9 protein-coding genes are annotated in these 15,159 nt (G+C 67.6%); 6 read left to right on the forward strand and 3 right to left on the reverse strand.

What is annotated here, in order from left to right:
• Window positions 1-23: 23 nt before the first annotated feature.
• Window positions 24-1,391 (forward strand): cation:proton antiporter, encoded by a 1,368-nt coding sequence (locus FHR20_RS00540; RefSeq protein ID WP_167297765.1) that lies wholly within the window; start codon window positions 24-26, stop codon window positions 1,389-1,391.
• 58 nt (window positions 1,392-1,449) lie between these two features.
• Window positions 1,450-2,658, forward strand: a complete 1,209-nt coding sequence (locus FHR20_RS00545; RefSeq protein WP_167297766.1) for an alginate export family protein — start codon at window positions 1,450-1,452, stop codon at window positions 2,656-2,658.
• 45 nt (window positions 2,659-2,703) lie between these two features.
• Here FHR20_RS00545 and FHR20_RS00550 read toward each other — a convergent pair whose 3' ends face one another.
• Both FHR20_RS00550 and FHR20_RS00555 read right to left on the reverse strand, forming a co-directional pair.
• Window positions 2,704-4,227 (reverse strand): tryptophan halogenase family protein, encoded by a 1,524-nt coding sequence (locus tag FHR20_RS00550; protein WP_167297767.1) that lies wholly within the window; start codon window positions 4,225-4,227, stop codon window positions 2,704-2,706.
• Between the two features lie 86 nt (window positions 4,228-4,313).
• Window positions 4,314-5,924, reverse strand: a complete 1,611-nt coding sequence (locus FHR20_RS00555; protein WP_167297768.1) for a family 43 glycosylhydrolase — start codon at window positions 5,922-5,924, stop codon at window positions 4,314-4,316.
• A gap of 185 nt (window positions 5,925-6,109) precedes the next feature.
• Here FHR20_RS00555 and FHR20_RS00560 point away from each other — a divergent pair, with 185 nt between their 5' ends.
• The 3 genes from FHR20_RS00560 to FHR20_RS00570 are packed head-to-tail and all read left to right on the forward strand — an operon-like array spanning window position 6,110 to window position 10,544.
• Window positions 6,110-7,744: a hypothetical protein gene (locus FHR20_RS00560; RefSeq protein WP_167297769.1), complete on the forward strand. Its 1,635-nt coding sequence runs from the start codon at window positions 6,110-6,112 to the stop codon at window positions 7,742-7,744.
• Window positions 7,726-9,312: a Dyp-type peroxidase gene (locus FHR20_RS00565; RefSeq protein ID WP_167297770.1), complete on the forward strand. Its 1,587-nt coding sequence runs from the start codon at window positions 7,726-7,728 to the stop codon at window positions 9,310-9,312. Before FHR20_RS00560 ends, FHR20_RS00565 begins: the two co-directional genes overlap by 19 nt.
• Entirely contained in the window at window positions 9,309-10,544 is a 1,236-nt protein-coding gene (locus FHR20_RS00570; RefSeq protein WP_167297771.1) for a cytochrome P450, read from the forward strand. Before FHR20_RS00565 ends, FHR20_RS00570 begins: the two co-directional genes overlap by 4 nt.
• Before the next feature lie 3 nt (window positions 10,545-10,547).
• Here the strand turns inward: FHR20_RS00570 and FHR20_RS00575 are convergent, their stop codons facing one another.
• Complete coding sequence (locus tag FHR20_RS00575) at window positions 10,548-11,579, reverse strand: aldo/keto reductase (protein WP_167297772.1); 1,032 nt, start codon at window positions 11,577-11,579, stop codon at window positions 10,548-10,550.
• Window positions 11,580-11,893: 314 nt separating this feature from the next.
• Between FHR20_RS00575 and FHR20_RS00580 the strand changes: the two genes are divergently transcribed.
• On the forward strand, window positions 11,894-15,037 hold the full coding sequence (locus FHR20_RS00580; RefSeq protein ID WP_167297773.1) for a TonB-dependent receptor: 3,144 nt from the start codon (window positions 11,894-11,896) through the stop codon (window positions 15,035-15,037).
• Window positions 15,038-15,159 lie beyond the last annotated feature (122 nt).

Raw genomic sequence — 15,159 nt, forward strand, 5'->3', positions numbered from 1 at the left:
CGGGGAATTGGGGGGAGGTAACCATGCTCGATCTGCTGAACAGTGCCTGGCACGCATTGACCGATGTACTCGGCCCGCACGGGCCCGCGGTGAACGCCGCGAAGAGCTATGCGCCCGGCGACTACAGCATCCATTTCTTCCTGCAGCTGGCGATCATCATCCTCGCCTGCCGCGTGGTCGGCTGGCTCGGCCAGAAGCTGCTGAAGCAGCCCCAGGTGGTGGGCGAGATGATCGCCGGCGTGGTCCTCGGCCCGTCGCTGTTCGGCCTGTTCTTCCCCGATCTCCAGCTCGCGATCTTCCCCAAGGAGACGCGCAACGTGCTCTACACCGGCGCGCAGCTGGGCGTCGGCCTCTACATGTTCATGGTCGGCCTGACGCTGCGGCTCGACCATTTCCAGTCCAAGGCGAAGAGCGCCGCCGGCGTCTCGGCCGCGGGCATCGTCGCGCCGTTCCTGCTCGCCGCGCTGATCACGCCCTTCCTGCTCACCGTGCCCGGCCTGTTCACCCCCGGCATCAGCCAGGCGAACGCCACGCTGTTCATGGGCGCCTGCATCGCGCTCACCGCTTTCCCGATGCTTGCGCGCATCATCAACGAGCGCGGCCTGGCCAACAGTTCGCTCGGCACGCTCTCGCTCACCGCCGGCGCGTTCGACGACGCCGCGTCATGGTGCGTCCTCGCCCTGGTGCTCGCCACTTTCGGCGCCGGGCCGGGCGTGGCGGTGCTCGCGATCGGCGGCGCCGTGCTCTACACCGGCTTCATGCTCCTGTTCGGGCGCAAGCTGCTCGCCCCGCTCGGCCGCATCGTCGAGGCGAAGGGCGAGATGAGCACCGCGATGCTCGCCGTCACGATGATGCTCTTCTGCGCCTCCGCCTTCGTGATGGACGCGATCGGCATCCACGCGATCTTCGGCGGCTTCCTGATGGGCGTGTGCATGCCGCGCGGCCTGTTCGTCGAGGAGCTGAAGAAGAAGGTCGAGCCGCTCGCCGTCGTCCTGCTGCTGCCGATGTTCTTCACCTATTCGGGCCTCAATACCCGGATGGACATGGTCAACTCGGTCGAGCTGCTGCTGATCGCGCTGGGTGTGCTGGCGGTGTCGGTCCTCGCCAAGTTCGGCGCCTGCTGGGCCGCGGCCCGGCTCGCCGGCGAGGACAACCGCACCGCGCTCGGCATCGGCGCGCTGATGAACTCGCGCGGGCTGATGGAACTGATCATCATCAACATCGGCCTGCAAAAGGGCATCATCGGCCCCACGCTCTTCTCGATGCTGGTGCTGATGGCGATCGTCACCACCGTGATGGCCACCCCGCTGTTCGAGCTGGTCTATGGCCGCAAGGCCCGCGAGAGCGGCGAGCTGGAAGCGCTCGACCCGAAGCTGGCGGCTGCCGCCTGAGGTCCTCCTCCCCGTCCCGCAACACCCCTGCGGGACGGGGCTTTCCGAAGGAAGCATGATGAGACGAGCGCTTCTGTGCGCCACGGGGCTGCTCGCCGCCGGCGCCGCGCATGCCCAGGAAGTGAAGCTGACGCCCAGCGCCGACGTGCGGCTGCGCTACGAGCATGTCGACCAGGACGGGCTGCCCAGGGACGCCGACGCCGTGACCCTGCGCGTCCGCCCCGGCCTGGCCGCCAGCTGGAAGGGCTGGTCGGCGCTGGTGGAAGGCGAAGGCGTGGTCGCGCTCGCGAACGGCTATAATGACGGCACCAACGGCAAGATCCGCTATCCGCTGGTCGTCGACCCCGAGAATATCGAGCTCAACCGCGCGCAGCTCCGCTACGCCGGCAAGGACGGGCTGGCCGTCACCGCCGGGCGGCAGCGGCTGAACTTCGCGGACGATCGCTTCGTCGGCAACGCGCCCTGGCGCCAGAGCGAGCAGACCTTCGACGCGGTGCGCGTCCAGTACGGCAAGCCGCTCGGGCTCAATCTCGACCTTGCCTATAGCTGGGACGTGCGCACGATAAACGGCCGCAACGGCGCCGGTGCGCGGCCGGTATCGATCGGCGGCGACAATGTCTTCGCCGTGCTCGGCTATGGCACCAGGGCCGGCACGCTGAGCGGCTTCGCCTATCTGGTCGACCAGGACCTGGCGGCATTGCAGGGCTTCCGCCTGTCGAGCCAGACCTACGGCCTGCGCTTCGCCGGCAGGCAGGCGCTCGCGAAGGACGTGTCGCTCGGCTATGTCGCCAGCTGGGCGCGGCAGAGCGACTGGCATCGCAACCCCAATCGCTATGCCGCCGACTATTGGCTGGGCGAGCTGAACCTTGCCGCGAAGGCGCTGAGCCTGACCACGGGCTATGAGGTGCTGGGCGCCGGCACGGGCGCGGCGCTGACCAGCGTGCAGACGCCGCTGGCATCCTATTTCAAGTTCAACGGCTGGGCCGGCAAGTTCGGCACCACGCCGCCGGGTGGCCTGCGCGATCTCTATGCGACGCTGGGCTATGGCTGGAAGAAAGTGGGGCCGCTCGACGCGATCACCCTGGGTGCCACCTGGCACCGTTTCGGGAGCGATCGGCTGGACCAGCATTATGGCGACGAGCTCGACCTGATCGCCGGGGTGAAGCGCGGCCATTATGCGCTCTCGGCCCGCTATGCGCGCTACCGGGCGGACAGGTTCGCGACGGATACCGACAAGTTCTGGCTGCAGCTGGACTGGAGCCTGTAGACGTTCGTCACGTGCAATTCCCCCCTGGAAGGGAGGGAGCCCGGCTCACCCGTTGATCGCCCGGATCAGCGCCCGGTGGGTCGGCAGATCCTCGGTCGCGCGTTCGGAGAAGGTGCGGATGCGCGCGAAGAGCTTCTCCGCCGCCTCGACATTGGGGAAGTCGCCGCGGCCGCCCGACAGGTCGGTGCGATAGTCCATCCCGTAGAGGATGTACTGATAGTTGAAGAAGGCGAAGCTCTCGAGGTCGAGCAGGAAGTCGAAACGCCCTGGCGGGCGATGGCGCCACTGGCGCAGCAGCTCCTGCAGTTCCTCCGGGATCGAAGCCGGATCGGCATTGTCGCGCCAGAAGGGCTCGTCGCGCCGGCTCAGGCAATAATGCAGCTTGAGGAAGGCGATGATCCGCTCGTAGCGTCCGACGATCAGCGCGTTGAAGCGCCGGGCCGGCGCATCCACGGGGCCGTTGTGCGGGAACAGTTCGGCGATCATCCCCACCGCCGCCTCGATCAGCACCACGCCGGTCGATTCCAACGGCTCGAGAAAGCCGCCCGACAGCCCGACCGCGACGCAGTTCTTCACCCATTGCGCCTCGCGATAGCCGGGCTCGAACGGGATGATGCGCGCCTTGTAGTCGTCATGCCCGATATAGGCGCGCAGCACCTGCGCCGCTTCGTCGTCGGACATGTGGGTGGAGGAATAGACGGTGCCGATGCCGCGCGCGCCTTCCAGCCCGATGTCCCAGGTCCAGCCCGCCTGGTGCGCGGCGGCGATGGTGAAGCTCTCGATCGGCGCGTCGGGCTCGGCATAGGGGATCTTGCAGGCGAGCGCCCGGTCGGTGAACAATATGTCGCGCACCGATTTGAAGCGCGCGCCCAGTGCCTTGCCGATCAGCTCGGCGCGGAAGCCGGAACAGTCGATATAGAGGTCCGCCTCCAGCGCGCCCTGCTCGCGGGTGACGATGCGGGCGATCGCGCCGTCCTCGCCCAGCTCGACATCGGTGAGCAGTCCGGCGACGTGGCGCACGCCCAGTTCCTCGGCGCGTTCGCGCAGGATGCGGGCGAGCCGCGCGGCGTCGAAATGATAGGCATAGTTGAGCGGGCCGGAGAATTCGCCCTCGCCCTGTTTCTTGGGCGCGCGGCGGCTCTCGGCGACGCGGTTCTGGATCGTCACCGCCTCGGCGAAGGGCGGGCGCGTCGCCGCGTCCTGGAGCAGCCAATAGGGCACCAGGCTGGTGCCCTCGGTGTAGAAGGGCGCTTCGAACGGATGGAGATAATGGTGGCGCGTGCCGTCGGGCAACGGCGCGTGCAGCCAGTCGTTGAAGCGGATGCCCTGCTTGAACGTGGCCGAGGTGGCGCGGATGAACTGGGTCTCGTCGATGCCGAGGAACTTCAGCGTCGAGCGGATGGTGGGGAAGGTGCCTTCGCCCACGCCGATGATGCCGAGCTCGGGGGATTCGAGCAGGGTGATCTCGATCTGGGCCTGGTCCGCCAGGTCGAGGAAGCGCGCGAGATAGGCGGCCGCGAGCCACCCCGCGGTGCCCCCGCCGACGATCAGGATACGCCTCTTGCCCATGCGGGAAGGAGCTTAGCGCGGGGCTTTGCCACGGGCGAACGAAAACCGTCCCCCGCCCTGGAAGGGAGGGGAGCAAGGGCGGGCCGCTACAACGCCCGGAACCGGAAATCCCGGAACTTCGCCGCGCCCGCGCCGGCCGAGTAGAGCCCCGGCCGCAGCATCAGGAAGCCGCCGCGCACATTGTGGTGATAGCCGGACACTTCCATCCCCCGGTCGAAGCGCTTCCAGGTCTTCCCGCCATCGCCGGAGAGGTGGAAGGCGACGATGTGTTGCCGGTTGGTCACTCGCATCCGCAGCCGCCGGCCATAGGGGTTGGCCGGGCGCCCGCGCTCCATGCCATATTGGTGGGTCACGAAGCGCTTCTCGTCGAAGCCGAGCCCGCAATAGAGCTTCTCGTCATAGAAGAGCACCAGCCCCGCCGTGCCGCCCGGCGCGATCTCGATGTCGCATTCGAATGCATAGCCGGTATCCCCGGCGATCAGCAGCAGCGGGGAGGAGTCCGCCGGCGCCTTGCCCGATGCCTTCAACACCAGCGTGCCGGCTTCGACGGACACTCTGTCCGATTCGCCCGGCGCAGGCTTGAAGAAATTCCATTTCCGCCCGAGCGCGAGCGGGCCCGAAAAGTCGTCCGACAGCGCCTGGCCGTGCGGCACCGGCGCGCCGCCCCCGGGCTTGCGGATCGGCCGGGACAGGTCGCCGCCGGTCATCCGGAACCAGCCGTCCGCCGTCCATTCGATCGGATCGAGCAGCGCCTGGCGCCCCAGCGTCCAATAGCCGTTCTCGAAGCCGTGATAGACCGACCACCAGCTCCCGTCCGGCGCCTCGACCAGCGAAGCGTGGCCGCGCGACCACCAGGCCTCGTCGTTGCGGACGGTCCGGACGAGCGGGTTTGCGGGGCATTGCTCCCAGGGCCCGTGGATCGAGCGCGCGCGCGCCGCGATCACCATGTGCCCGGTCGGCGGGCCCGCCGTGCCGCCCACCGCGGTGATCATGTAGAACCAGCCCTTGTGGCGGTGGATCTTCGGCCCCTCGGGCGAGAAGCTTTCGACGTCCCATGTCTCGGGATAGTGCCAGGGGTCGTAGACATGCTCGACCTTGCCGATCGTGGACAGTCCGTCCTCGGAAAGGCGCACCCGGTCGCCGCCGGAGAGGAACAGCCAGCGCGAGCCGTCCTCGCCCACGGCGTGGCAGGGGTCGATATGGTCGTGCAGGCCCAGGTCGATCGGGTCGCTCCACGGCCCGTCGATGTGATCGGCCCAGATCACGAAGATCGAATTGGGGCTGGCCTTCACCGGGATGTAGAGGAAATAGCGCCCTGCATGCTTCTCCAGGCTCACCGCCCAGACCGCGCCGATGTTCTTCGTGAGCGCCGCCTTGCGCGGCTGCCAGTTCACCAGGTCGCGGCTGTGCCAGATGGTGAGGCCGGGATAGGAATCGAAGCTGGAGAAGGTCATGTAATAGTCCGCGCCGTCCTTCAGGATGGCGGGATCGGGATGGTCGCCGGCGAGCAGCGGGTTCAGGAAGCGCCCGTCGCCCAGGTCGCAGATGCGCTGATCGTCGAAGCCGCGCTTCCAATCGGGGGGCGGAGCGGCCGGAAGCGTCCGGTCGGGAGCGGCCCCCGCCTCGCCGGGCCGCAGCAGCGCCGCCGCGCCGCCCGCCAGAGCCGCCCCAAATGCCGCGCGCCGACTGATGTCCATGCAGTTCCTCTCCCTTTGCCGAAACTTATGACACCGATGTCATCCGGGGGGAAGGGGCCTCGACGATGCTGAAACAGCTGCCTTTGGTGTCCGTTTCGTCCACTTCGGCGTGAAGTCGAATATTTCCTATTATTGTTGGAAATGCCGTGCCTACAAACGTCGCACGTTTGAGGGGGCGGACGCGGATGCGGCAGACCACGCTATCGGTGGCACTTGAAGTGAAGCCCGAGAGCTTCGACCATCTGTCGGGCCTGCTCGACGCGCTGCGCGACCGGCGCAGCCAGGATCCGTCGGGGGGCAAGGGACCCTTCGCCGATTTCCTGACGACGGTGCCGGCGGTGCACTTCCTGTCGCTCAGCGTGTTCCCGGGCTTCGACTATGATCCGCTCTTCGTGATCGAGGCCAATTTCGACGGCGCGCCCGGCCCGTTCTGGGCGCAGCTGGAAGCCGCGATCGGGCCCGATCTCCGGAGCTTCCTGCGCTGCTGCAAGTGCCCGCTCGATCATACCGGCCCATTGTTCGACGCCGTGACCGCGGCGGACAGCCGGGCGCCGATCGCCCCCTATCTGGAGGCGCGGACGCTCACGCCCACCGTGTTCCACCACGGCAATCGCGGGATGACGCGCGACCGCATCCTGGACGAGGGCAAGCTGTTCCTCGCCACCCGTGCCGAGCTGGCGTACAGCAATGATGGCGGGCCCAGCCCCTATCGCAAGCTCACGCCGGTGGAGATCCATGCCCGGCTGCGCGCCGCGCTGCTCCCGCAATTCGGCTGGCTGGACCGGAAGGCGCCGCCGCGCATCCCGCTGGCGCAGAGCCTCGGCGACTATGCCCGGCTCGCCCTGTTCGCGCTGGCGCTGGTATTCGCGCTGTCGATTCCCGGGCTGATCCTGAAGAGCCAGCTCGCCTGGCCGCATTATGTGCTGCTCTGCCTGGCGCTGTTCGCGCTGTTCACCGGCATGCTCTACCGCATGGGCAAGGCACTGCCCGGCACGGCGACGCCGACGCGGTTCAGCTTTCTCGGCTTCTTCCTGAAGCGGCTGCTGGTGCCGGTGGCGCTCGCGGCGGCGGCCTATGTCGTGGTCGCCGCCTTCCTCGCCGCGCCTTTCTGGTCGGCGATCGCGCACCGGCCCTTCTGGGCGGCGTGGCGGGACATGGCGATCTGGGCCGGCTGGAGCGCGGGCAGCGTCGCGGTGGTGGTGGCGGGCCTGCTCGTCTGGTTGCGCTGGCTCGAACGGCGCGACGCGTCGCAGGACGCGCCGCCGGTCGATCCCCGGATGCTGCGCGAGATGGCGCGGCGCGAGGACTGGATCCCGCAGAACCACATGGGCTCGGTGGTGCTGATCAAGCCGGGCGTGCTGCGTACCGCGATCATCCGCGCGGGGCATCTCGGCCTGCACCTGCTGCTGCGCGTGCTGCCCAGGACGCGCCAGGGCTATCTCGGCTCGATGCGGACGATCCATTTCGCGCATTGGGCGCGGGTGAACAACAACAGCCGGCTGATGTTCTTCTCGAACTTCGACCAGACCTGGGAAAGCTATCTCGACGATTTCATCGAGAAGGCGCATGCCGGCCTCACCCTGGCCTGGAGCTGCGGGGTGGGTTTCCCGCCGACGCGCTTCCTGGTGAAGGACGGCGCCAGCCATGGCCGCCAGTTCAAGGAATGGGCGCGCCATTCGATGGCGGTCAGCCGCTTCTGGTATTCGGCCTACAAGGATCTCACCGCGGAGCAGGTGGAGCGGAACTACCGCATCGCCTGCGGCCTGAGGAAGAAGCAGCTCAGCGAGAAGGAGGCCGCGGCGTGGATCAACGACCTGTGAGCGAGGGCGGCCGCACGCCGAGCTGGCATCTCGCCGCGCCGGACAATGCGCAGACCCAGGGCCTGGTGGTGAGCGGTTTCGCCGCGCTGCCCACCGGCCGCGCGCTGTTCCTCGAGCTCGGCTGGAAGGGCGTGAAGAAGAAGGGCGGCGGCGCCTGGCTGGAAGCGCTGCGCAAGGTGGCGCGGGTAAGCGATGCCGAGAAGCCCGATCCGCGCGCGGCGGCGATGGGCTTCACCTGGTCGGGGCTCCAGAAGATGGGGCTCAACCCGAATGCGCTCGCGTCGTTCGATCGCCCGTTCAAGGAGGGCATGTTCCAGGAGGATCGCCTGCGCAGGCTGGGCGATCGGCGCGGCGATGATTGGCAGGGCACGGTGATCCCCGGCGGGCCGAAATGGAGCGGCAACACCCCGCTCGACGCCGCCGCGACGGACGACGAGGCGCGCGCCTTCGACGATCGGCAGGAGGATCCCGAGCAGCGGGTGAGGACGCCGCTGACCGTCCATGCGCTGCTGCTGCTCTATTGCGAGCATGACGAAGCGGCCGAGGCCTGGTGCGAGCAGGTGAGCGCCGCGCTGGCGCCGTTCGAGGTGCGGGTGGTCCATCATCTGCCGCTCGACCTGCGGCTCGATCCGCAGGGCATCGCGCGCGAGCATTTCGGTTTCGCCGACGGCATCTCGCAGCCGATCCCGTTCGAGCCGGGCACCGTCGTCTATCGCGACGGCGGCGACGTGCCCAAGGACTATTGGAACGGCGTGCCGCTGGGCGAGGTGCTGATGGGCCATCGCAACGGGCATAACGAGATCGCGCAGGGGCCGGTGGTCGCGGACGGGATCGGCGACACCGCCGGGCTGCCGCCGCATCCCAAGGGCGTGGGCTTCCGCGACCTGGGGCGGAACGGCAGCTACATGGTGGTGCGCGAGCTCAAGCAGGACGTCTATGCGTTCTGGGAATCGATGCGCGCCGCCGCCCGGCACATTCGCGAGCGCGATCCCGAGGGCTCGGCGCATGTCACCACCACCTGGCTCGCCGAGCGCGTGGTGGGGCGCGACACCCATGGCAATCTGCTGTGCCCGATGGGCGGGACGATCCCGGTGGCGGACAATGATTTCGGCTTCTGGGACCGGGATCGCCACGGCATGGGCTGCCCGCTGGGCAGCCATGTCCGCCGTGCCAATCCGCGCGACGGGCTGGCCCCGGTCGAGGCGGACAGGCAGACGCTGCTCGATGCGGCGAACAACCACCGCATCCTTCGCCGCGGCCGCAAATATGGCAGGACGATCAGCGTGCCGCCGACACCCGACGATGTCGATCGCGGGCTGTTGTTCATCTGCCTCAACACCGACATCACCCGCCAGTTCGAGTTCGTCCAGCAGACCTGGGTGCTCAACCCGAACTTCGCGACGCTCTATGACGAGACCGATCCGCTGATCGGCCCCAAGGGCACGATGACGATTCCCGAGGATCCGCTGCGGCGGATCATCGACGTCGAGACCTTCGTGCAGATGGCGGGCGGCGAATATTTCTTTCTGCCGAGCATGCCGGCGCTCGACTATCTGGGGGCGCTGTGAACGCGCTGGCTTCGCGCGAGGTGCTGCGCCCCGGCAAGAAGGGGCTGGCGCGCTGGATCGAGGGGCGGGTGTTCGCGCTCATGCCCTATGCCTTCGCCTTTCTGCGGCGCTGGAAGCCGGTGGCGAAGTTCGGCGGCATGGTGCTGACGTCGCGCCATGACGATGTGCGCGAGGTGTTCGGCACCGATCCGGTGTTCGGCGCGCCGTACAAGCCCAAGCTCGACGTGATCATGGGCGGCGAGCCCTTCTTCCTCGGCATGGCCGACACGCCGCTCTATCACCGCGACACCGATGCGATGCGCACCGTGGTCCGCCCCGGCGACCTGCCCGAACTGGCGCAGAAGGCGGAGGCGATGGCCGAGGCGATCGTGGCGGCGGCGCCGGGGCGGATCGAAATGGTCGACACGCTGGTCCGGCGCGTGACCTTCAGCCTGCTCGGCGATTATTTCGGCGTGCCCGATCCGGCGGGGGGCGATCTGCGGGTATGGGGTACCCGGCTGTTCGAGTTCCAGTTCGCCGATCCCAAGGGCGATCCGGCGCTGCGTGCGGACGTCGACCAGATCGCCCCGGCACTGCGCGCGCACATCGACAGGGAGATCGCCAGGCGGAAGGCGGCGCCCGGCAAGGACGATGTGCTGTCGCGCTGCCTGGCCCAGCAGAAGCGGGGCGTGCCGGGCTTTTCCGATGTGGAGATCCGCACCAACCTGATGGGCTTCATCGTCGGCGGGCCGCCCCAGCCGCCGATGGTCGTGCCCCAGGCGATGGAGCAGCTGCTGCGCCGGCCCGCCGCGCTGGCCGGGGCGCAGGCGGCGGCGCGGGCCGGGGACGACGATCTGCTCTGGGGCTATGTCCAGGAAGCGATGCGCTTCGATCCGCTCGCGCCGGGGCTGCCGCGCATCGTGCTGGCCGATGGCGTGATCGCGCGCGGCACTGCGCATGCGACTGCGGTGAAGGCGGGCGACACGGTGCTCGCCGCTTTCGCCTCGGCGATGATGGACCCGCGCCGGCTTACCGATCCCGCGCGCTTCGACCCCCATCGCCCGGCGAGCGACTATATCCATTTCGGCTATGGCCTGCATCAGTGCTTCGGCCGCCACATCAACCGCGCGACGCTGCACCTTATGCTCAAGCCGTTGTTGAAGCGTCCGAATCTCCGGAGAGCGCCGGGCAAGGCCGGGCGCCTCGCCAAGAATGGGCCGTTCGCCGAAGCGCTGACCCTGGTGTTCGACTGAGGGTCAGCGCCGCGGCGACGGGCCGCCGCGATAGCCGCGCTGGCGCTCGAGCATCCAGCCGGGATATTCCGCCAGCAGCTTGCTCACCGCATCGAGCCGGGCGAGCTCCTCGGCAGTGAATGCGACGTCCACCGCGGCGAGATTGTCGGCAAGTTGCTCGGGCCGCTTGGCGCCGACGATCACGCTGGAGACCGCATGTTGATGCAGTAGCCAGGCCAGCGCCAGCTGGGCGACCGAACGGCCCTTGCCCTCGGCGAGTTCGCGCAGCACGTCGACCACGTCATGGCCGCGCGCCTTGTCCACCGGTGGGAAGTCGAAGCCGGCGCGGCGGCCTTCGCCGTCGCCCTCGCGCGTATATTTGCCCGAAAGGAAGCCGCCGGCGAGCGGGCTCCACACCATCAGGCCCACGCCTTCGGATTCGAGCATCGGAATCACCTCGCGCTCGAGGTCGCGCCCGGCGATCGTGTAATAGGCCTGGAGCGAGGCGATCGGGGCATAGTTGCGGGCCGCCGCGATGCCGACCGCCTTCATCACTTGCCACGCCGCCCAGTTGGAAAGGCCGATGTACCGCACCGTTCCGCGCCGCACGAGGCCGTCGAGCGCGTAGAGCGTCTCCTCGATCGGCGTCGCCGTGTCGAAGCCATGGATCTGGTAGAGGTCGATATGGCCGGTGCCGAGCCGCTCCAGGCTCTTCTCGACCTGGGCCAGGATGTGGCCGCGCGACGCGCCGGCGCCATTGGGCCCGTCGTGCATGCGGCCGAGCACCTTGGTGGCGACCACCACCTCGTCACGCGCGACGCCCAGGTTCCTGAGCGCCTGGCCCAGGATCCGTTCCGAGCGGCCCTCGGCATAGATGTTCGCAGTGTCGAAGAAATTGATGCCGGCATCCAGCGCCGCCTTGACCAGCCCGTCGGCCGCTTCCTGCTGAAGCTGGCCGATCCGGCCCCAGATGCCTTCCTCGCCGCCGAAGGTCATGGTGCCGAGGCAGAGCTCCGAGACGATCAGGCCCGAACGGCCGAGCTGGTTGTAGCGCATGCGATACCTCTGGAAGCGAGAGGGAGACGCCCCCGCAAATGTGGTCCGGGCGGCGCCTCTGCAATGGCCCGGTGCGACGAAAATCGGCCTGAGTCGGGTGCTGGCAACGGTGTCACTAAACTCATACAATATGGTGCGATGCGGCAATTCTCCCGTCGCGCGCCGATAAGTGATTGTTCCCGCGTCAAACTAACCCGATGCAAATGTATGAGTTGACAGCATCGCAGGCGCGGCATAGCCAAATGTGACCGCTAACATCGCGATCCGCGCGATTGGCTCAATGGCCCGGGAAGAGGCCTTCACAGGAGGGGAATATGCACGCTCGAGTTGCGCCTCGTTTCACTGCGCGCCGTCTGGGAATGATCGGCGCCGCGCTGCTCGCCGGCACGGCCTGGCCTGCGCTTGCCCAGACCCAGCCCGGCGACGCGCCCGCTGCCGCCCAGGACCAGGGCGTCCCGGAAGCGGAGCAGTCGATCGTCGTCACCGGATATCGTGCGTCGCTGCAGAGCTCGACCAATGCGAAGAAGAATTCGGTGGGCTTCACCGATTCGATCTTCGCCGAAGATATCGGCAAGTTCCCGGACACCAACATCGCCGAGAGCTTCAACCGCATCCCCGGCGTGACCATCGCGCGCGAAGTGACGGGCGAAGGCCTCAACGTCACGATCCGCGGCCTGGGCACCAACTTCACGCGCGTGCTGCTGAACGGTGCGCCGGTGGCGGTCGCCTCGACGGGCCGCACCGATTCGCAGAACACCAATCGCGAAGTCGATCTCGACATGTTCCCGACCGAGCTGTTCACGTCGCTGACGGTGAACAAGAGCGGCATCGCCGATCAGGTCGAGGGTGGCGCGGCCGGCACGGTCAACATGCGCAGCGCCCGGCCGTTCGACCGCTCGGGCACGCGCGTCACTTATGGCGCGCAACTGACCAAGAACACCAATGCCAAGGACTGGGGCTATCGCGGCTCGCTGCTCGCCAGCACGACGATGGGCGATTTCGGTGTGCTGCTCGGCGTTGCCGGCGTGCACAACAAGGTGCGCACCACCGGCTTCGAGACGATCGGCTGGACCAATCCGAATCTCTCCGCCGCCCAGTGCGGCGCGACCAGCGGCTGCAATCCCACCGGCGGCGGCAACTGGACGATCCCGGGGACGGTGCCTGCCAATTCGGGTGCGGGCCTGGTCACCGGCACCACGATCGACCAGGCGTTCCTGCTCGCGCGCAATCCGGGCGCGACGATCTCGCAGATCGACAACGGGATCATCCCGCGCCTCGGCCGCCCGATGTTCGAGGAAGGCACCAAGGACCGGATCAACGCGATCGCCAGCCTGGAATATAAGGGCGACCGGCTCCACGCCTATGTCGACGGCATGTTCGGCTGGAAGGACAATCAGCTCGAGCGCGTCGACATGAACTGGGTGGGCCGCAACGGCGCGGCGATCCCGATCAACACCCAATATGACCGTTCGGACTGTACCCAGGGCTGCGTGGTCACCAAGGGCACCTATGCCAATGCCCAGTGGTTCCTCGAATATCGCCCCTTCATCGAGAAGACCAAGTTCTGGGGCGTCAATCCCGGGCTCGAATGGGAGATCGCCGACAAGCTGAAGGTCGACCTGCAGGGCAATTACACCTGGTCGAGCTTCCACCGCGAATCCCCGAGCGTCGTGGTGCTCACCGCGCCCAATTCGGGCGTTGTGGTGAATTACGACAACAGCAGCGGCGACGTGCCGTCGATCACGACGAACATCGACCTGAACAATCCCGCCAATTTCGCCTGGCCGGGCGGGCGCGTGAATATCCAGGACGAAAGGCGCCAGACCGAGACCAAGGGCGTTCGCGGCAACCTGACCTGGGGCGACAACGCGTTCAACCTCAAGGTCGGCGCAGCCTATGACGACACGTCGCGGCGCATCAGCGCCTTCGACAACAGCCAGGCCTGGCAGAATGCGGTGTGCGGCAATCGCCCGAGCGTGTTCCTGCCCTCGCCCAACACCCAGCCACCGTGCAACGGCCTGGTCCAGCCTGGCGCGGCGCCGGCCGGCTATCCCACCTATCCGGCCTATGGCACCGGCTATTCCTCCGGCGCGAGCGGCGGGGTGACCTATGGCGGCTCGCTGATCTCGAACGCGCAGCTTGCCGGGCTGCTGCGCCCGACATCGGCGGGCTTCGTCACCGTGGACTGGAACAGGTTCAAGGCCGCGTCCAACTATGACGCCTTCCACAATGCGGCGCCCGAGGCCGGCTCGTCGAACACGGGCGCCAGCGGCGGCTATGTCCGCGAGAAGGTGGTCGGCGCCTATGCCGAGGTGAATGGCGACCTGCAGCTGGGCGACAACCACCTCAACTACAATGCCGGCGTCCGCTATGTGCACACCGATCAGACGATCGGCGGCCGTGTCTCGATTTCGGATCCGCGCAACTCGCAGGACCCGGACGGCCCCGGCCCGCTGCCCGCGGCGTGCCCGGGCACCGGCAATCCGCGCGACGGCAGCTGCTATCCGAACATCACCAATTTCGTCTACACCGATACGAGCTACACGAACTGGCTCCCCTCGGTGAGCGGTGCCTTCCATATCGGCGACGCTGCCGTAGTGCGCGCCGCAGTGTCGCGGACGATGACCCGGCCCAATCCGAACACGATGCTGCCGGGCCTCAACTTCTCGACGCCCTCCGCCGATGTCGGCTCGGTCGGCAATCCGTCGCTCCAGCCCTATCTCTCGACCAATATCGACCTGGGCTTCGAATATTATACCGGCAAGGAAGGCTATGTCGGCTTCACGGCCTTCCGCAAGGCAGTGACCGGCTTCACCACCACCGGCACGGTGACGGTGCCCTTCACGGCGCTGGCCACCTATGGCGTGACCTATGACACGCTGACGCCCACCCAGCAGATCGCGATCAATTCGCGCGGCGGCCCGAACAGCGCCACCGTGGTGCTGAACCAGCAAGTCAACGCGACCGGCACGCTCAAGGTCAACGGCCTTGAAGTGAACTGGGTGCAGCCGCTCGACTTCCTGCTCGGCAGGATCGGGCTGAACGGCTTCGGGTTCAACGCGAACCTGACGCTGATCGACCAGACCGGCTCGGGTGCCGCCCCGGCAGTTGCGGTGGGCGTGTCGCCGGTGACCTACAACATCACCGGCTATTACGAGCAGGGCGGCATCAACATCCGCCTTTCGACCACCTTCCAGCGCGGCTCGGTCTCGTCCGATGCGAACCAGAACGGCATTGCGCTCGCCCGGCTCTATTCGAACGACTATCAGCAGTTCGATATGTCGGCGAGCGTCGACTTCGCCAAGGTGCTCGACCTGAAATGGGGGCCGGAGCTCACGCTCGACGTGATCAACCTCACCAGGTCGAAGCAGCGCAGCTACTTCCAGTTCAACAATGCCGCCTTCACGCTCTACGATCCGGGCCGCCAGGTCATGGTCGGGCTGCGGGGCCGGTTCTAGGGGCCTCTCGGCAAAAGGGGGAGTGGCGGCCGGGCTTTCCCGGCCGCCGCTGCCAACCCTGTTACCGGGGGCTGTGGCTGCCTGCGGGCGGCCTCTTTTTTGTCACGCCGAACCGGGTTAAC

This window comes from Sphingomonas leidyi, assembly GCF_011761945.1.
Classification (GTDB): domain Bacteria; phylum Pseudomonadota; class Alphaproteobacteria; order Sphingomonadales; family Sphingomonadaceae; genus Sphingomonas; species Sphingomonas leidyi.

Bases quoted from the DNA above. Each gene is read 5' to 3' on its own strand.
- FHR20_RS00540 (WP_167297765.1), top strand. From the start codon at position 24: ATGCTCGATCTGCTGAACAGTGCCTGGCACGCATTGACCGATGTACTC.
- FHR20_RS00545 (WP_167297766.1), top strand. From the start codon at position 1,450: ATGAGACGAGCGCTTCTGTGCGCCACGGGGCTGCTCGCCGCCGGCGCC.
- FHR20_RS00550 (WP_167297767.1), bottom strand. From the start codon at position 4,227: ATGGGCAAGAGGCGTATCCTGATCGTCGGCGGGGGCACCGCGGGGTGG.
- FHR20_RS00555 (WP_167297768.1), bottom strand. From the start codon at position 5,924: ATGGACATCAGTCGGCGCGCGGCATTTGGGGCGGCTCTGGCGGGCGGC.
- FHR20_RS00560 (WP_167297769.1), top strand. From the start codon at position 6,110: ATGCGGCAGACCACGCTATCGGTGGCACTTGAAGTGAAGCCCGAGAGC.
- FHR20_RS00575 (WP_167297772.1), bottom strand. From the start codon at position 11,579: ATGCGCTACAACCAGCTCGGCCGTTCGGGCCTGATCGTCTCGGAGCTC.
- FHR20_RS00580 (WP_167297773.1), top strand. From the start codon at position 11,894: ATGCACGCTCGAGTTGCGCCTCGTTTCACTGCGCGCCGTCTGGGAATG.